The organism is Lactiplantibacillus sp. 7.2.4, from assembly GCF_018991185.1.
Classification (GTDB): Bacteria; Bacillota; Bacilli; order Lactobacillales; family Lactobacillaceae; genus Lactiplantibacillus; species Lactiplantibacillus pentosus.
In genome coordinates this window covers 31010-50712 of record NZ_JAGYGS010000002.1, presented here as the reverse complement: position 1 = coordinate 50712, position 19703 = coordinate 31010, and the positions used below count along the sequence as shown (strand labels likewise).

General features: G+C 49.1%; 11 protein-coding genes. All 11 read left to right on the top strand.

Going from position 1 to position 19703, the window contains the following annotated elements; translation table 11 throughout:
• Nucleotides 1–427 precede the first annotated feature (427 nt).
• Entirely contained in the window at nt 428–970 is a 543-nt protein-coding gene (gene pyrR, locus KGF70_RS00995; RefSeq protein ID WP_003639428.1) for a bifunctional pyr operon transcriptional regulator/uracil phosphoribosyltransferase PyrR, read from the top strand.
• Nucleotides 971–1115: 145 nt separating this feature from the next.
• Entirely contained in the window at nt 1116–2051 is a 936-nt protein-coding gene (locus KGF70_RS00990) for an aspartate carbamoyltransferase catalytic subunit (protein WP_105961429.1), read from the top strand.
• A 3-nt stretch (nt 2052–2054) separates the two neighbouring features.
• Nucleotides 2055–3347 carry a dihydroorotase gene (locus tag KGF70_RS00985; RefSeq protein ID WP_216768236.1) on the top strand — a complete coding sequence of 431 codons (1293 nt, stop codon included), beginning with the start codon at nt 2055–2057 and terminating at the stop codon, nt 3345–3347.
• The gene (locus KGF70_RS00980) at nt 3344–4438 is read left to right on the top strand and encodes a carbamoyl phosphate synthase small subunit (RefSeq protein ID WP_050339665.1); all 1095 of its coding nucleotides are present in this window, start codon (nt 3344–3346) and stop codon (nt 4436–4438) included. Before KGF70_RS00985 ends, KGF70_RS00980 begins: the two co-directional genes overlap by 4 nt.
• Nucleotides 4431–7607, top strand: coding sequence for a carbamoyl-phosphate synthase large subunit (carB, locus tag KGF70_RS00975; protein ID WP_216768234.1), 3177 nt, complete (start codon nt 4431–4433; stop codon nt 7605–7607). The genes KGF70_RS00980 and carB overlap by 8 nt, the downstream gene beginning before the upstream one ends.
• A gap of 86 nt (nt 7608–7693) precedes the next feature.
• The gene (locus KGF70_RS00970; protein WP_050339663.1) at nt 7694–8611 is read left to right on the top strand and encodes a dihydroorotate dehydrogenase; all 918 of its coding nucleotides are present in this window, start codon (nt 7694–7696) and stop codon (nt 8609–8611) included.
• Nucleotides 8608–9321: an orotidine-5'-phosphate decarboxylase gene (pyrF, locus tag KGF70_RS00965; protein WP_050339662.1), complete on the top strand. Its 714-nt coding sequence runs from the start codon at nt 8608–8610 to the stop codon at nt 9319–9321. Before KGF70_RS00970 ends, pyrF begins: the two co-directional genes overlap by 4 nt.
• A 1-nt stretch (nt 9322) precedes the next feature.
• Nucleotides 9323–9961 carry an orotate phosphoribosyltransferase gene (gene pyrE, locus KGF70_RS00960; protein WP_216786384.1) on the top strand — a complete coding sequence of 213 codons (639 nt, stop codon included), beginning with the start codon at nt 9323–9325 and terminating at the stop codon, nt 9959–9961.
• Nucleotides 9962–11166: 1205 nt separating this feature from the next.
• A complete protein-coding gene (locus KGF70_RS00955) occupies nt 11167–12123 on the top strand; it encodes a DMT family transporter (RefSeq protein ID WP_216768226.1) in 957 nt (318 codons plus the stop codon).
• Nucleotides 12124–12337: 214 nt separating this feature from the next.
• Complete coding sequence (locus KGF70_RS00950) at nt 12338–15937, top strand: PD-(D/E)XK nuclease family protein (protein WP_216768225.1); 3600 nt, start codon at nt 12338–12340, stop codon at nt 15935–15937.
• Nucleotides 15934–19686: a helicase-exonuclease AddAB subunit AddA gene (addA, locus tag KGF70_RS00945; protein WP_216768224.1), complete on the top strand. Its 3753-nt coding sequence runs from the start codon at nt 15934–15936 to the stop codon at nt 19684–19686. The genes KGF70_RS00950 and addA overlap by 4 nt, the downstream gene beginning before the upstream one ends.
• The last annotated feature ends 17 nt before the right edge of the window (nt 19687–19703 follow it).

Here is a 19703-nt window from a genome sequence, read left to right as displayed (position 1 = left end):
TATCAAAAACCAACGAGCAGTTCATCAAAAGTTGGGTCCAGGAATGTCTGCCTTTCGAATACCTGGAAGCCGGCGTAGGACGAGCTTATCACGGCATGTTTACGTTAATTCGTCTTGTTTCCAGCGTTCCTCAGCTGGTTGGTTTTGAACTTCTACAACACGCATCATCGCGGCCTTTTCACATAGACTTAATGAAAGTAGCCCAAATTGATTGGATAATTAACCGAACTTCATGGATTGCCCCTTGACAGTGGTAGTGGAGTTCGTTACACTTATTTCAATCAAACAAGCACCTTTAACTTAGTCCTGTGAGGCTAACAAGGGGAACGGTCATGTTAGGGTCTCCCACGCTTTTCGCAGGAAAACGGGGTGACCCTTTTTTCATCCCGTACCAAGGTGAAATTACAGAAATGGAGCTGACAAACTAATGGCACGAGAAGTCGTTGATGCAATGACCATGCGCCGTGCGCTGACGCGGATCACTTATGAAATTATTGAGCAGAACAAGGGTGTTGGTAACCTGGTATTCATCGGGATCAAGACTCGTGGGATTTTCTTGGCCCAACGGTTAGCCCAACGATTAAAACAGTTGGAAGGCGTTGACGTGCCAGTTGGTTCGTTAGATATTACGTTATATCGTGATGATCACCATGCCGTTGACGTGGCCGGACAAGCCAAGCTGAACGGTGCGGATATTCCGGTCGATATCAATGGCAAACACGTCATTTTAGTTGACGATGTGTTGTTTACAGGTCGGACAGTGCGGGCGGCGCTCGATGCGTTGATGGACCATGGACGTCCCGCTAAGATTTCTTTAGCCGTGTTAGTTGACCGTGGACATCGTGAATTACCGATTCGGCCTGACTTTATTGGTAAGAACATTCCAACCGCATTAGATGAACAGGTCAGTGTGGCCCTCGAAGAACACGATGGTCATGATGGAATTAGTATTGAAAAATTAGAAGAATGATTTAATTGAATATAACCATTTAATTGTTTCCAGAGAGGAACGAAACGGTTCGGTCATGCGTGACCACTTAATCGGAGTCTAGCCTCTTTGCAAACATTTTTGCGGAAGCTAGACTTTTTTTGCACACAAAGGAGACGGCAAAGCCATGAAAACGAGTCAAAACTTAGTCAGTGTCGAACAATTTAGTAATGAAGATGTGATGGCCTACCTGAAGTTGGCTCAGGCCTTTAAGAACGGGAAAACGATTGAATTAGCACGACCAACATTTGCCATGAATTTATTTTTTGAAAACAGTACTCGGACCCATACTAGCTTTGAAATGGCGGAACGACGCTTGGGCATTCAAGTGATTCCGTTTGACCCCAAGACCAGTTCGGTGACGAAGGGTGAAAGTCTACTTGATACGCTTAAAACGATTCAGGCGATTGGCGTAAATTTGGCCGTGATTCGGCACCCACGCGACCGCTACTATCAACCATTGCTTGACGCGGGACTCAGCTTGAGTTTGATCAACGCCGGTGATGGCAGCGGCCAACATCCGTCACAATCGCTGTTGGACATGCTGACGATTTTTGAAGAATTTGGCCATTTCGACGGCTTAAAGATTGCCATCGTCGGTGATTTAGCCCACTCACGGGTCGCACGTTCGAACATGGAATTGTTAACGCAGCTGGGCGCCAAAGTTTACTTCGGTGGGCCGCGTGAATGGTACGGCGCAGATTTTGCCCAATACGGGGAATATCAGGAGATGGATCAGCTGGTCACGGAGATGGACGTCATGATGTTACTGCGGGTGCAACATGAACGACTGACTCAGGAAAATAACCAGGCGTTTGACGCCTCCGCCTACCATCAGGCGTACGGGTTAACTAATGAACGGGCAGCGCGGATGCCGCAACACGCGATCATTATGCATCCGGCCCCCGTCAATCGCGGCGTCGAATTAGCGAGCGATTTAGTCGAAGCACCACAATCACGGATTTTCCAGCAGATGACCAATGGCGTCTATATTCGAATGGCGATGATTGCGACGGTGCTCGCGCATCAAGGCTTATTGTCAGCGACTCAAGTGGAGGCTTAACTCATGACGACATTAATTAAAAATGCGCAGATTTGGCAAGAGGATCGATTACAGACGAACGATATTTTGATTGCAGATGGCCGAATCAAAGCCATTGGACAACAGCTGCACGACCAATTTGGACCAGCCGACCACGTGATTTGTGCCGACCAACATTTCGTCAGTCCTGGGCTAGTGGACGTTCACGTGCATTTACGCGACCCTGGTCAAACTGAAAAAGAAACGATTGCGACGGGCACTTTAGCGGCGGCCCACGGCGGTTTCACAACGGTGGGGGCCATGCCGAATGTTGACCCCGTTCCAGATACGCCAGAACGAGTGGCAACCATGGTCCAACGTAATCAACAAGAAGCCCACGTTCACGTCGCTCAGTACGCTAGCATTACGACGGGACGGACGAGTGAACAGCTCGTTGATTTTGCGGGCGTCAAGGCAGCCGGCGCCTTTGCGGTCAGCAATGACGGTTCTGGCGTTCAAACGGCGGGGACGATGTTTGCCGCTATGCAAGGCGCTGCGCAAGCGGGATTGCCCTTAGCAGCACACGTTGAAGATGACTCGCTGTATCAACATGGCGTGATGAACGCTGGCCCAGTCGCGGAGCGTTTAGGCTTACCGGGCATCAACAACGTTTCGGAAGCCGCACAAGTCGCACGTGACGTGATGTTGGCAGAAGCTAGTGGCGTTCACTATCATGTGTGCCACGTTTCGACGGCCGAGAGTTTGCGGGTCATCCGGGCGGCCAAGCAAGCCGGCATCAATGTGACTTGCGAAGTTTCGCCGCATCACTTACTACTCAGCGATACTGACATTACGATGGATAATCCAATGCTGAAAATGAACCCACCGCTGCGGTCACCTCAGGATCGTGCCGCCTTAGTCGCGGGACTGCTGGATGGCACCATCGACATCATTGCGACCGACCATGCGCCGCATACGGACGCTGAAAAGACCGGGAGTATGAAAACGGCCGCGTTTGGGATTACGGGAATCGAAACGGCCTTTGCGACCATGTACACGGCTTTTGTGAAGACTCGGCTCCTCACACTCGGTCGGTTGATCGAGCTGATGAGCACGCGACCAGCTGAATTGTTTGGTTTGAAGGATGCTGGCAAGCTCGTCGTTGGCGCACCGGCGGACCTGACAATCATTGATTTGGACCACGAATACAAAATTGACGCGACCAGCATGTTATCGAAGGGGCACAACTCACCGTTTATCGGATGGCCAGTCTATGGCAACGTCTTAATGACATTAGTCGACGGTCAGATGGCCTATGGAAAGGAACAACAAGCATGAAACGATATCTAGTACTTGAAGATGGCACGATTTACCCCGGAACGGGTTTCGGTGCGACCACCGCAACAGTCGGTGAATTGGTCTTTAACACTGGGATGAGCGGTTATCAAGAATCGATTACCGACCAGTCTTACAATGGCGAAATTTTGATGTTTACTTACCCATTGATCGGTAATTACGGCATCAATCGCGATGATCATGAATCCATCAAACCAACGTGTAAAGGAGTCGTCGTTCACGAAGTTGCCCGCCGCGCTAGCAATTGGCGTAACGAACTTTCATTAGACGACTACCTGAAGCAAAATGATATTCCTGGCATCATGGATATTGATACGCGGGCGGTGACGAAGCATATTCGCACGAAGGGGGCCATGAAAGCGACCATCGTGGATAATGTCCTACCAGATACCGTTGAACGGCTCAAGGTCACGGAGCTCAATCGGGCGGTCGTCGCTCAGAGTTCCACCACCAATGCTTATCCGAACCCAGCGACGGGTCCCAACGTGGTCGTTGTGGACTTTGGTTTGAAACATTCGATTTTACGCGAACTGGCCAAACGTCAATGTAACTTGACAGTGTTGCCATACAACACGACCGCTAGCGAAATCATGGCTTTGAATCCGGATGGCGTGATGTTGACGAATGGCCCTGGTGACCCGAAAGACGTGCCGGAAGCCCTCGTGATGATTCGTGAAGTTGAGAAGCACGTGCCACTCTTCGGAATTTGTCTCGGCCACCAACTCTTTGCACTCGCGAATGGCGCCGATACGTTTAAGATGAAGTTTGGTCACCGCGGTTTTAACCATCCTGTTCGCGAGATTGCGACGGGCCGGATCGACTTTACCTCGCAAAATCACGGGTATGCCGTCGACCGCGAGTCTTTAGCGAAAACGGACTTGATGATCACCCATGAAGAAATTAATGATGGCACCGTCGAAGGCCTCCGTCATCGGGATTACGCCGCGTTTTCCGTGCAATATCATCCCGACGCTGCGCCTGGTCCACACGATGCTGACCACATTTTTGATGAATTTATTGATTTGATGGCCGCTAATCAAGCAGCCCGGAAAGGAAGCCAATTCAATGCCTAAACGGACGGATATTCATAAAATCATGGTGATTGGTTCAGGGCCAATCATTATTGGACAAGCTGCGGAATTCGATTACTCCGGGACTCAAGCTTGTCTGGCGCTCAAGGAACTGGATTATGAAGTGGTGCTCGTCAACTCTAATCCGGCGACCATCATGACCGATAAAGAAATCGCGGACCAAGTGTACTTGGAACCCATCACGTTGGAATTTGTGTCACAGATTTTGCGCAAAGAACGCCCGGACGCCATTTTGCCAACACTTGGTGGTCAACAAGGGTTGAACATGGCGATGGAATTATCGCAATCCGGCATTTTGGATGAACTGAAAATCGAATTGCTGGGGACGAAGTTGAGTGCGATCGATCAAGCCGAGGACCGGGAGCAATTCAAAGATTTGATGGCTGAATTACACGAACCCGTACCCGCTTCAGGCATCGCCCGGACAATTGACGAAGCCTTAGCGTTTGCGGACGAATCCGGTTATCCTGTCATTGTCCGGCCAGCCTTTACCATGGGTGGGACTGGTGGTGGAATCGCTGAAAATCCGCAACAGTTACACGACATTGCCGAGAACGGCCTAGCCTTATCACCAGTCACCCAAGTGCTAATCGAACAAAGCATTGCCGGTTATAAAGAAATCGAATTTGAAGTGATGCGTGACGCCGCCGATAACGCGATGGTCGTCTGCAACATGGAAAACTTTGACCCCGTCGGCATTCATACGGGGGATTCAATCGTGTACGCGCCGGTGCAAACCTTAGCCGACCGCGAAGTTCAGATGTTACGGGATGCGGCCTTAAAGATTATCCGGGCACTAAAAATCGAAGGTGGCTGTAATGTTCAGCTGGCTTTGGATCCGGAAAGTTATCAATATTATATTATTGAAGTTAATCCACGGGTCAGCCGCTCGTCAGCGCTCGCTTCAAAGGCGACCGGTTATCCGATTGCCAAGATGGCCGCTAAAATTGCGGTGGGACTGCATTTGGATGAAATCAAGAATCCGGTTACCGGGACGACCTATGCTGAGTTTGAACCGGCGTTGGATTACGTCGTCTGCAAAATTCCGCGCTGGCCATTTGATAAGTTCACGCATGCTGACCGACGTTTAGGGACTCAGATGAAGGCGACCGGTGAAGTCATGGCAATCGGCCGTAACATTGAAGAAGCCACTTTGAAGGCGGTTCGTTCACTTGAAATCGGCGTGCATCACGTCACGGAGCCAGCACTGGCAACGGTCGATGACGATGTCTTGAGTGACAAGTTGATTCATGCTCAAGATGACCGGTTATTCTATCTCACCGAAGCGATTCGGCGCGGTTATCCGATTGAAGAACTGGCGGAGCTGACGAAAATCAACGTCTTCTTCTTAGACAAATTGTTACACATCATCGAAATCGAACGGGAACTCCAAGCGCATGTTGATGACTTAGACGTTTTGACGGTTGCGAAGCGTAACGGCTTTGCGGACCAAACTGTCGCTGATTACTGGCACGAAACCATCGACCAGGTTCGTCAATTCCGACTAGACCATGATTTAGCCCCCGTTTACAAGATGGTCGATACCTGTGCGGGTGAATTTGCTTCAGAGACGCCGTACTACTATGGCACATACGAAACGGAAAATGAAAGCGTCGTGACGACTAAGCCATCCGTCCTCGTGCTCGGTTCGGGTCCGATTCGGATCGGTCAAGGGGTCGAATTCGATTATGCCACGGTCCATTCCGTTAAAGCGATTCAAAAGGCCGGCTATGAAGCAATCATCATGAACAGTAACCCTGAGACAGTTTCCACTGATTTCTCGGTATCTGACAAGTTGTACTTCGAACCGTTAACGATTGAAGACGTCTTAAACGTTGTCGAATTGGAAAAACCAGTCGGGGTCATCGTTCAGTTTGGTGGTCAAACGGCCATTAATCTGGCGCAACCATTGGCAGACCATGGCATCAAGATTCTGGGGACGAGTGTGGCGGATGTCAACCGGGCTGAAGACCGTGATGAGTTTGATAAGGTCATCAAGGCCTTGGAAATCCCACAACCAGCTGGTGATACCGCTAGTGATGAAGCGACTGCCTTGGCGATTGCTGACAAATTAGGCTATCCAGTCTTAGTGCGGCCAAGCTATGTGCTCGGTGGTCGGGCGATGGAGATCGTCAAGAAGCGGGCGGACTTAGATTATTACATGCATAATGCCGTTAAAGTCTCACATGACCATCCCGTTTTAGTGGATAGCTACTTGGTCGGTAAAGAATGTGAAGTTGATGCGATTTGTGACGGTGAGACCGTTTTGATTCCAGGTATCATGGAACATATCGAACGCGCTGGGGTCCATTCCGGTGATTCGATGGCCGTTTATCCGCCACAGTCACTGTCAGCAGCGGTTCAAGCCCAAATTGTGGATTATACTGAAAAACTAGCGATTGCGCTCAACTGTGTCGGCATGATGAACATCCAATTTGTCATTCATGAAGAACAAGTTTACGTGATTGAAGTTAATCCACGGGCAAGTCGGACCGTACCATTCTTAAGTAAGGTCACCAACATTCCGATGGCTCAAGTGGCCACCCGTGCGATTCTCGGTCAATCCTTAATGGACCAAGGCTATCAAACTGGGTTAGTCACACCTGGTAAGTTGGTCCACGTTAAGGCGCCGGTCTTCTCATTCTCCAAGTTGAACCGTGTCGACAGTTTACTCGGCCCAGAAATGAAGTCAACGGGTGAAGTCATGGGCAGTGATGTCACGATGGCCAAAGCCCTCTACAAAGCGTTTGAGGCGGCCAAACTGCACGTTCCAAGTCACGGCAACGTCTTATTCACGGTTCGTGATGATGACAAACCCGAAACAGTGGCACTTGCCCGGCGTTTCCACGCGCTCGGCTATCAATTGTTGGCGACGCATGGGACCGCCAGCGCATTGACTGAACAAGGATTACCGGTCACCGTAGTCGATAAAATCGATAGCGGCGAGCACGATTTATTGCATCGGATGGAAGCCGGCGAAGTGCAAGTCGTCATCAATACGGTCTCAGATGAAGAACAGGCAGAAAATGATGGGACGCTGATTCGGAATACGTCAATCATGCATGGTATTCCGCTATTCACGGCACTAGATACGGTGGCTGCCATCCTACAAGTGCGCGAATCACAATCATTTGTGACCCAAGCGTTATAACATCATTGGGCATTAGGACGCGTGTGATAGTTAGTGTTGCGTTCGATATGAAATCGCATGATCCATTTATATAGGAGGAAAATTTGATGGGACGATTAACAGTAGATTTAGCCGGGGTGACCCTGAAGAACCCAGTCATGCCAGCAAGTGGGACGGCCGCTTACGGTCAAACGATGGCCCAACAATTAGATTTGGCCGCGCTGGGTGGTCTGGTCATCAAATCCACGACCGCGGCACCCAAAGCTGGTAATCCGCGGCCAACGACGGCACCGACCACGGCCGGTTGGTTGAATGCGATCGGGTTAAAAAATCCTGGTATCGATAACGTACTCGCAGAGAAACTCCCGTGGCTTGCCAGCCACTATCCTGAGTTACCAATCATTGGGAGTGTTGCTGGTGCAAGCTTCGATGAATACGTTACTGTTGCCCAGAAGATGGCCTCAGCTGAAAATGTTAAATTACTTGAAATCAATATTTCATGTCCCAACGTTGAACACGGCGGCTTGGCGTTTGGAACCGACCCAGACACGGTCACGGCCTTAACGAAGGCCATCGTCGATGTCGTTGATAAGCCAGTCTTCATGAAGCTGACGCCAAATGTGACCGACATTGTCCCAATTGCCAAAGCTGCCGAGGCGGGCGGTGCGGCCGGCTTGACGATGATTAATACGCTGACTGGGATGGGCATTGATCTGAAGACCCGCCGACCAATCTTGGCACACGGTACCGGTGGCTTGTCGGGTAAGGCGATTCATCCATTAGCTGTGCGGATGATTCACGAGGTTCGCCAACAGACGACCTTGCCAATTATCGGCGTTGGTGGCGTCTTCACGCCAGAAGATGTCCTTGAATTCTACCTGGCTGGTGCAAATGCGGTTCAAGTTGGCGCGGCGACATACGGTCAGCCAACCGCTTGTACCGACATTATCGCTGGCTTACCTGCAGCGATGGATAAGTATGGCATCACGAGTCTACAAGCGCTGATCAAGGAGGTGCAGGGATGAGTCGACCAGTGATTATCGCCCTGGACTTTCCCACGGCTACTAAAGCGTTGGCGTTTTTAGACCAATTTCCAGCAAACTTGCATGTGACGGTCAAAATCGGGATGGAGCTGTTCTACGCGGCGGGTCCGGAGATCGTAAAGGCTGTGCAACAACGTGGTCACGCGGTATTTCTTGACTTGAAGCTCCATGATATTCCTAATACGGTGGAATCGGCAATGCGGGTACTCGGTCAATTAGGGGTGACCTATACGACCGTGCACGCCGCGGGTGGTCACGTGATGTTAGCGGCTGCCAAACGGGGCTTGGTAGCTGGTGCGACGGCCGCGGGTTTACCAGCCCCTAAATTACTAGCGATTACACAGTTGACCTCGACGAATCAGGACATCCTTAATCAGGACCAACAAATTGCTGGGACGGTGCGTGCAAGCGTCGTGCACTACGCTCAGCTCGCACAACAGAGCGGTTGCGATGGCGTCATTTGCTCAGCGCAAGAGGTGCAGGCGATTCATGAGGCGGTTGGCACTGATTTTCTGGGGATTACGCCCGGAATTCGGCCAGCCCAGGCCCAAGCGGATGATCAGCAACGGGTGATGACCCCCGCGGCGGCCGCTAAAGCTGGAAGCAACGGCCTAGTTATTGGCCGCCCGATTACTCAAGCAACTGATCCGGTCAAAGCCTATCAAGACATTATGTCAGAATGGAGTAACTAATATGAGTGAAATTGCAGCAACCATCGCGACCGATTTATTAGCCATCCAAGCCGTCACGTTACGGCCGAATGCACCGTTTACTTGGGCGAGTGGGATCAAAAGCCCAATTTATACGGATAATCGGTTAACGATTTCATATCCAGAAGTTCGGCAGCACATTGCAAACGGCATTGCGGCCATCATCAAGCGTGACTATCCAGAGACAGAGGTCATCGCAGGTGTTGCCACGGCTGGAATTCCGCACGCGGCGTGGGTCGCAGCTGAACTGCACTTACCACTGATTTACGTGCGGTCCAAGCCTAAGGACCATGGGGCTGGACGCCAAATCGAAGGTGTCTTGAAGCCTGGTGAAAAAGTGGTCATGTTAGACGATTTGATTTCAACTGGTGGCAGTGTCTTACAAGCGGCTGAGGCAGTCCAAGCAGCCGGTGGCCTGATTCAAGCAGTCGGCTCAATCTTTAGCTACGGTTTAGATGCCGCGACGCGTAACTTTGCCGCTGCCAAACTACCGCTGTTCAGTCTGTCAAATTATTCAGAACTAATCAAAGTTGCCCGCGACGCGGATTACATCAATGATGACGAGTTAGCTTCACTCCACGCTTGGCGTCAAGATCCCGAACATTGGAATGCACAAGCGTAAGTTGGTCGACTGATCTTAATACTGATTAACCATTTAAGTGTGCCACCAGGTGGCCTGCTTAAATGGTTTTTTAGACCACCAGACCGGGGCTGAGGGAAAATGCTGTCATTGATTGGGTGGTAAAGTTTAAAATAGATTGAATGACGGATGACTGGCAGTAAGTTGCATCCAAATTACTCAGTCTGGTCACCCCAGGTCAACGTATAACGCACGTTGTGTTCGTTGTTATTTCGCATGAATCATGATTAAAATGTGCTATTTTTTAGGTTCAAGTGCAGCCAGCTTAAGCCCGCTGGGAACAGTGCGAGTTAGCGTAAACTTGCAGTGGAAGGCGCGTCTTATACCGGCTTCCAGGCATTTCTGACAACGCTGGAACGTGGTGGACACAGATTTAAGCCGACAAACCACGTCTTAAATACTGGCCTTTCACTAACCAATCACAAAACGCTTGCTAAGTGAAATTTCACCACTGAGCATTGTCAGAAATGCCTTCCAGCCTGGATCCTATTCGAAAGGCAGACATGTGCGGACTCAACTTTTGATGAGCTGGTCGTTGAGTCTTAACAAACGGTTATCTTGAAAGTCAACTGTAAGACTGGTCTCCGATAATTTTTCAGCCATCTCGCTCATGTTTAATTCTGCAACCCACCAGCAATACTGAACGATTTCAGAGTTCTTATTGGCTGTTGATTTGGTAGGGTTTTGAATACCAAATAGCTAATAATTCTCTCGTTTAACTGTATGACTCACTTGTCGGAAAAGTATTGAATAATTGTCAGACAATTTTCTCAGTATTTAAACACCGAAACGATTCTCGATGCAATACTATTTTTATTTGAAGGACCAGTCACCAAACATCCAGTGATCAATTGCACCCAGATAGGTGGCTGTTCATCCGCCATTCGAACGGCTTCCCGACTGGAGGGGCTGGCGGACAATGCTCAAGGGCGAAATTCTTCTTGTCCGGGTGGGGTTCCCGGGCTAGAAGAAGACTCGTATTTGAAATTGCGCAGTGGGTTTCTGCGTGAGTTCAAATCGATGTCCGCCCTGTTCCAGCGTTGTCAGCCAGCCCCGGAGGTCGGAGTAGGACGAACCCTCGGCTGACGAACAGGAATCCACCAACTGGCACATTTTAATCATAATTCATGACAATTCAACTCGCACAAGACGTGTTAAAACATAAGTGAGAATAGAGGAAATAGCATATGTTAGCAATTTTAATTGGGTTAGCCATTGGTGTCGGCTTGCCGATGCAGACGAGTATTAATTCACGACTGCGCAGCTCAGTTGGGTCGCCATTCATGGCCTCACTGATTTCTTTTGCAGTCGGGACCGTGTTTTTGGGCGTGATTACCTTAATTGATGTCCATACGTTGGGATTTTCACCAGCGTTATTCACGAGTCAGCCCCTGTGGATCTGGTTTGGGGGACTATTTGGAATTATTTATTTGACGGGTAATATTTTACTTTTCCCGAAGTTAGGCAGTGTCCAAACGGTGATTATGCCGGTGCTTGGCCAAATTGTAGCGGGACTCTTAATCGATAATTTTGGCTGGTTTGATTCAGCTACCCGTGCATTGACGCCTATTCGGGTGCTGGGTGCGCTGCTCGTCTTAGTCGGGGTCATCATTACTGTGGCGGTCAAAGGGTGGCTCGATAATCGCCATAACCGCATTGCTGAGTCCGCGGAACAACAATTAGCAACTCAGCAGACAGCGCTCTGGTTGTGGCGGCTCTTAGGCGTCTTTGCTGGGATGTTAAGTGCGGCCCAAACTGCAGTCAACGGGCATCTCGGTAAAGTGTTAGGGTCGACCGTCCACGCGGCGTTTATCTCGTTTTTGGTCGGAACTATCGGACTGATTATCATCGTTGCAATCTTGCATCCTGGCTTAAAATTACAGACACCGGCCGGTCAATCGAATCCGTGGTGGATGTGGATTGGTGGCATGATTGGCTCGTTATACGTGCTGGGAAACGTCTACTTGGCACCAGCGGTTGGAACCGGATTAGCGGTCGTTATCGTGTTAGTTGGTCTGATGGCTGGAAGTTTGTTGATCGACCAATTTGGCTGGTTTGCTTCCAAACGTAACCCGGTTACTGGCGCGCAACTCTTAGGATTACTAGTGATGATTTTGGGCGTGGCGCTGATTCGATTGTTCTAAAGCTACCGTCTCGATATCCATTGGGCCGCGTACGTCTAATAGGGCGTTTATTAAAATTAAAATGGTGCTCATTCTCCAGTCAGAATGAGCGCCAATTTTTATTTTCAGCGTCTTAAAAAATCGATGCGTGAAAGCTTTTTTTCGGTGCAAAACTATGCGATAATAAGATTACTTCAATGAGAACGTTTGTTCAGGTTTAGAGGGGGAATTCAAGGTGAGTTTACAATTCGTGTTGGGGCCGGCCAAGCTGGATCACCGGTCGAAGATGGTTGAACAGTTAGTCGCGAAGTTACGTGCCCAACCCAATGATCAGTATTTCTACTTAGTACCCAATCATATTAAATTCGATACAGAAGTGGACGTGTTGAACCGGCTTGCAGAAGCCGATGGCCAAACTGGTTTGTACGCGCAAAGCCAAGTCCAGGTCTTTTCATTCACGCGTTTGGCGTGGTATTTAATGAAAAACGAGGCGGCTTATCAAGTTCCTCGGCTTTCGGCGGCGGGCATCAATATGTTACTGCATCGCATTTTGCAGCAACACGCCGATGAGCTGCGGTTATTTGGTGGTGAAATCTCACAAACTGGATTTGTGACGCAACTGGCCAGTGAAATTAATGAACTGCAATTAGCCAACTTGCAGCCTGAAGATGTAGCCCAACTGGCTGCCAATGCCCAGGCTGGCGACTTACAAGCGAAAATGCACGACCTCGCAATCGTTTATGCTGATTTTGTCACAGCGACTGCGGATAAATACTTAAAACCAGCCGATGTTTTGGTTCAACTGAATGCTTACCTACGTCATCAGGACTTACATGGCACGCACGTTTACGTTGAACTGGCGGGCTTTGCACAATTACCCGCTCAGGAACAGGGAATCATCACAATCATGCTGGAGCAGGGCGCGGACGTGACTATTAGTTTGGTGTTGGGCCACAAAGTCGTTGACCAGGCGCCGGATAATGGCACGCTCTTTTATCAATCAGGTCGACTCTATTATCGACTCTATCAGTATGCCCGAATTCGCCAAATTCCGGTTGGACAGGACATTCAAGCGACTGAGCAACGAGTGACAGCCGGATTGGCGGCCTTAGACGACTTTTGGCGTGGAACCCCTCAGGCCGCAACTGGCCAAGAAGCACCTAATCCCAACGTCCATCTCTTCAGAACAGATAGTCGGCAAACTGAACTGGCACAAGTTGGTCGTATGATTCGTGATATGGTCGCTCAGAAACATGTGAATCCGGCCGATGATTATCATTACCGTGATTTCTTGATTATGACGCGGCATCTAAACTCATATAAGACGATGCTTGCACCGACTTTTCATCAACTCGAAATTCCATACTTCGTTGACTTAGAACGATCCATGGCTGATCACCCATTGGTCGAATTGGTCAATGCGTTATTTGACATGGATGAACAGCAGTATCAATACCGCGATGTGATGCGGGTCCTCAAGACCGAATTACTGATTCCACAAATCGACGGGCAACCGATGGACCGTGAAGCCTATCGTCAAGCGGTCGATTTAACTGAAAACTTCATTTTGAAGAGTGGGTATCATGGTCAACAGTGGTTACAAGCCGAAGATTGGCAGTATTTCCAACTTACGGAAGGCGATATTGGGATTGAAACCGACCAAAACATCGAAATTTCGCGGCAAATCAATTTAATTCATCACTTTGTGGCGACGATTTTCCCACCTTTCTTCAAAAAAATGCAGCAAGCGCCCGATGGCAAGACAGCCGTCACCGTACTTGTTAATTTTTTGACGGCTCACGGTGTCACACAACAGCTTCTAGCGTGGCGTGACCAGGCTTTGGACCGCCAAGATGTTCAGGCCGCAGCAGAGCCAGAACAGACGTGGCAGACGTTTTGTGACATGCTTGATGAATATGTGACGATTTTGGGGTCTGAACCGTTTGAAATTACGGACTTCTTAGCCCTGTTGCAAGCCGGGTTTGAGGGTGCTAGCTACTCACAGATTCCGTCGACCTTGGACCAAGTCTTAATTTCTGAAAGTGGAATCGTTCAAAGCCAGGATCACCGAGTCGTCTTCATGATTGGTGCGACTGATTTAGTCATGCCCGACCGCATTATGAGTAACAACTTATTGAGCGATGTCGATAAAGATAATTTGCAACCAAGCCTAGCTACTTTAGATGGTGACCACTATCTGAATGATTCAGCCGTCGTTCAATTGGGCGATGAAAGTTGCTTGAATTACCTGGCTTTTTTGAGTGCGCGTCAGCACTTGTTCTTTAGTGCACCGTTTAAAGACGATCAGGAAACAGATCTAAATTGGTCGACCTATGTTCGGCGGATTCAACAACAGTTTAATCTCAAGGAACACTCGTATCTGGGAACGCCTGACCCGACTACTCCCGACGTTAAGCCGTTTGTCGGCACCAAACGTCGGACGCTCAGCCATGTGATCCAAGTCTATCGGGATGTGCTGACGACCAATACTGACCGCAATCGCGTTGGTGAACCATTACGACCAGCGCCAGTCTGGGTCTGGCTGCGTCAACAACTGACCCGGGATCCACAATTTGGGTCGTTAGCGCGGCAATTGATGGCGGGACTCAGTTATCGTAACCAACCCGTCACTTTGACGGCCGCAAGTGTTGAGGCGCTCTATGGTCATCAAATTTATACCTCCATTTCCAAACTAGAAGAATTTTATCGCAACCAGTATGCCTACTTCTTAAAGTACGGGTTGAAATTGCGCGAACGGGACGTCTTCGAACTATCCGCGGCTAGTACTGGTGAGTTCTTCCACGCGGTATTGGATGGCTTGATTAAGGCGCTTCGGACGGATCAGATTCCGTTGGCCCAGGCCAGTGATCAGCAGTTGGGTCACTATTTGGAAACGGTGACTCGCGAGATTCTCGACCAACCCCAATTTACGATTTTAACGAGTTCTAATCGCATGGCGTATCTCCAACGGCAGTTGATCAGCACGGTGCGCCAAATTGCGTTTGCCATTCGTAACCAGAGTAAGTTGTCGGCGGCCGAACCGCGTCAAACCGAAGTGCTCTTCGGAAATGTTGGTAAGGAGCACGGCTTAAAAGCCTTAGATTTCCAAATTGATGCGACTCACAGTGTCCACGTCCGGGGGAAAATCGACCGGTTAGATCAGATTCAAGTGGCCAATCAAAGCTATCTGGGAATCGTGGATTACAAATCATCCACGCACAAGTTTGATTTCCAAGAAGCATACTATGGCTTAGCGATGCAAATGTTAACGTACTTGGATGCGGTCTTGCATAATGAATCTGAATTAGTCGGTTCTGACCAGGAAGCTGTTAAATTGGCGGGTGCGCTCTACATGCATATTCAGAACCCGACCTTGAAACCTAAAGAAATTCAAGGGGGATTTGAAGCTGCACTTTTGAAGAAAAACAAGTACAAGGGGATCTTATTGGACGATCCGCAACTGTTGGAACATTTGGATAGTGAGGTTCAGGAACAATCGGGAACCTCGAAAGTGTATCCATTTTCGCGACGAAAGGACGGCTCCTACAGTGGCGGTCGGGCGGCATCACTGGTCACTAACGAGCAATTGGAACGGCTACTAGCCCATAATAGTCAGCTGATTGTCGCCGCAGCTGAAGCCATTTTCGCGGGGCAAGTGCAACTGAACCCAATCCGGCTCAACGATAAGACAACGGCCTTACAATATTCGCCATACCTGGCTATCATGCAGTTTGATGCGATGTTGGCGGAAAATGCTTATCGCGATTTACCACCGCTGTCCGCAAAACAAGTACTTGATTTATTGAAAGACGAGAAAGGTGGCAGTTTATCATGAGTGGCGCAACCCAGTACACCGCAAGCCAACAAGCGGTGATCAAGCAACAAGGCAATAATTTACTTGTCTCAGCCTCAGCTGGTTCGGGTAAGACGACGGTTTTAATCGAGCGTATTATGCGTAAAATTTTAGCCGGAACTAATATCGACCAATTGCTAGTGGTCACGTTCACGAATTTGGCTGCTAAGCATATGAAACAAAAGTTGGAATCGCAAATCAACAAGCGGATTTCGACGTTGATGGCTGAAAATTCTAGTGAAACAACGGCGTCACCAGTAATCCGGCAATTACGGCAACAGTTGAATTTGCTAGGGGTTGCCAATATTAGCACGCTGGATGCGTTCTGTTTACGCATCATTCAACGCTACTATTACGTGATTGATTTAGATCCCGTGTTCCGATTGTTAACGGATAACACGGAAGGACTCTTGATTCGAGACCAGGTCTGGGATGCAGTCCGTGAACAGTTGTATAAAAAAGACGGGGCAAAGTTTGATTTATTGACCGCGAACTTTTCAAACGACCGCAGTGATGATGGGCTTAGTCGATTGATTTTTCGACTATTTGACTTTGCACAGTCGACGCCAAAACCGCAAAAATGGTTAGACGGTCTGACGAAGCCCTATCAGATTGACGATGGCCCGTTGACGAGTAGCACATTTTATCAGCAACAACTATTACCACTACTGGAAGATAATGTTGATGACATGTTACAAAAATTAACGCAAGCGCAGAAAATCGTCACTGACTTTGACTTAGAACCGAAGTCGTTGGATGTCTTGCAAAGCGTGGCAACCACATTAACGACCTTGCGCGACCAATTGGCGACGGCGAGTTGGAACGAGTTGCGAGCGCAAATCAACGAATTCAAAGTTGGTCGACTTAAAAAGACCTATAAAGATGACCCGGACAAGACAGCCCATGCCAAAGCAATGGGCATGCTAATCGATGGAATTAAGAAGCAGATGGCAACGCTCAGTGAACGGTACTTCGCTGCTGAAGAGCAACAAGTTTTAGATATCATGGTCGGTGCCAAAGCCATTGTGAAAGAACTGGTGAAGGCGACGAGTCAGTTCGGGACGGCATTTGTTGCTGAAAAACGACGTCGGCACGTCTTGGATTTCTCTGACTTGGAACATCTGACCTTACAGATTCTCACGAGTGATAATGAGAGCGGTCAAGCCGCTTTAAATCAATTACGAGCTCAGTTTGATGAAGTCATGGTTGACGAATATCAAGATATTAATAGTTTGCAAGAATCTATTTTGCAACTGTTGTCGCGTGATGAACCAGGCAATATGTTCATGGTGGGCGACGTCAAACAGTCAATTTACCAATTCCGCTTGGCGGATCCGCTTCTGTTCTTACACAAATATCATGATTTTGCCGATAATCCAGCCCATGGCGATCGTATCGTGCTAGCCGAAAACTTCCGGTCAGTGGCCAATGTTGACCATTTGACCAACCTCATTTTTAGTCAGTTGATGGATGCACCGGTCGGACAAATCGACTACGACGAGGATGCTTACCTGAAATACGGGCCGAAAGATTATCCGACCGATATGCCGCAGACGACGAATCTGCTGTTGTACCAGACTGAAACGGATGCCCCTGCGGAACTAACTCAAGAAGACGAGACTAACTTTTCAATCGATGATCCTTCCGTGGGCAGTATCACGATGGTTGCACAAAAAATTCTGGCGTTGAAGGCACAGGATAAGCCAATTTATGACCGGGGTGAGGGGACTTATCGACCGTTTCGTTATAGTGACGTCGCCTTACTAGTTCCAACCCGTAATCATAATTTGACAATTATTGATGTCTTCAAGCGCTACCACATCCCAGTCGTCGTTAACGATGTGCAGAACTATTTTCAAACGACTGAGATTCGCATCATGATGTCGTTACTCAGTATTATTGACAATCCATATCAAGATATTCCGTTGGTCGCCGTGTTGCGGTCACCAATCGTCGGTCTTGATGAAAATCAGCTCGTTTATTTGCGGATTCAAAATAAAACGAGTGACTATTTCCAAGCCGTTCAGGACTTTTATCACCAGTACCCGAGCGGCCCCGCGACTGAATATGGGGATCAAGTCTTTGCTAAAATCGAAACGTTTTTGAAGCAACTCGGTGATTTTCGGGACTTGGCTCGCCGCAACCAAATCGTGACGCTGATTTGGCAGATTTATGAGCAAACTGGTTTCTTGGATTATGTGGGCGGCATGCCAGCTGGTAAACAGCGACAAGCTAATTTACACGCATTATATGAACGGGCGTACAGCTATGAACAGGGGAGTTTCAAGGGCCTGTTCCAATTCGTTCGTTTTATTCGCCGGATGCAAGAAAAGGATCAGGATTTAGCGTCAGCGGTGGCAGAGACGGATGCCGAAGCTGTTAGTGTCATGACGATTCATGGGAGTAAAGGGTTGGAATATCCCGTTATTTTTGTCATGGATATGGACAAGCAATTCAACCAGACCGACACACGGTCCAGTGCGTTATTGGACCGACAAGCCGGAATCGGGATCACTTATCTAGATCCTGAGACACGAGTCAAATACCCGACGTTGCCGCAAATTGTGACGAAGCAAGTTGTGAGCCAAAAGATGCGTGCCGAAGAAATGCGTAAATTATACGTGGCCATCACGCGGGCGCAACAACAGCTCTATTTGGTGGGAACCATCAAGGATATTGATACTGCAACCGAAAAATGGCGACAGGCGTTTACTAGTGACGGCCGCGTGCTCAGTGCACAAGCCCGCGTTGCCACCACCAATCAACTCGACTGGGTGGGGATGACCCTGATTCGTCACCCTGCGATGCGCGACTATTGGGGCGACGAGTGGCCGAGCTATGAATTGACAGGAGATCCCACCAAGTTTGCCATCGAATTGGGTGATGCGACCACGATTGCGGCTGATGATACGACCACAACGGCCGATGAACAATTAGATGCCGTTCAGTTAGTCGAGCAACAAGTCAGCATTGATGTCGATCATGCAACGCGCGAGCAACTCGCTGCGCTGCTGAATTTCCATTATCCACATCAGGCATCAACGACGACCACGGCCTATCAGTCGGTATCGGAAGTCAAACGAATCTTCGAAGATCCTGACACGCCGTTGATGAACGCAAATCCAACGGTCAGTCGGCAACGCGTTCGGCCGACCTCGCGCTATGTGACGGGCTCACTAGACTTACCGCAATTCCTACAGACCACACAGGCGCCAACCAGTGCGGAAGTTGGGAGTGCGACCCACTTGGTCATGGAACAATTAGACGTGACGAACCCCGTCGACGAAGCAGCCGTTCAGGCAACGATTGACGATTTGGTGGCGAAACGAGTACTGACAAGTCCCGTCGCTGACCGAATCGCCGTTGAGACGGTGGTCGCATTCTATCAGAGCGACCTCGGTGAACAGATCCTCGCACATCCTGATAAGGTCCACCGTGAAGTGCCATTTTCGTTGCTGATTCCGGCACGTCAAATTTTCGATGTTGATGATCAAGAGGATAGCAAGGTCTTGATTCATGGGATTATTGACGGCTATTTGGAGACTAACGACGGCTTGATTTTGTTTGATTATAAGACGGACCATGTCAAACAACCGGCTGACCTCAAACAACGCTATGCGGGTCAGGTCAAGTTGTATGCCGAAGCGCTGAATTCAATGTATCGTGACACAAAAGTCATTCAACGCTATTTGTATTCGTTGCCACAGCATGTTTTTGTCCCGGTAGATTAGTCCGCAAATCAAGGCAG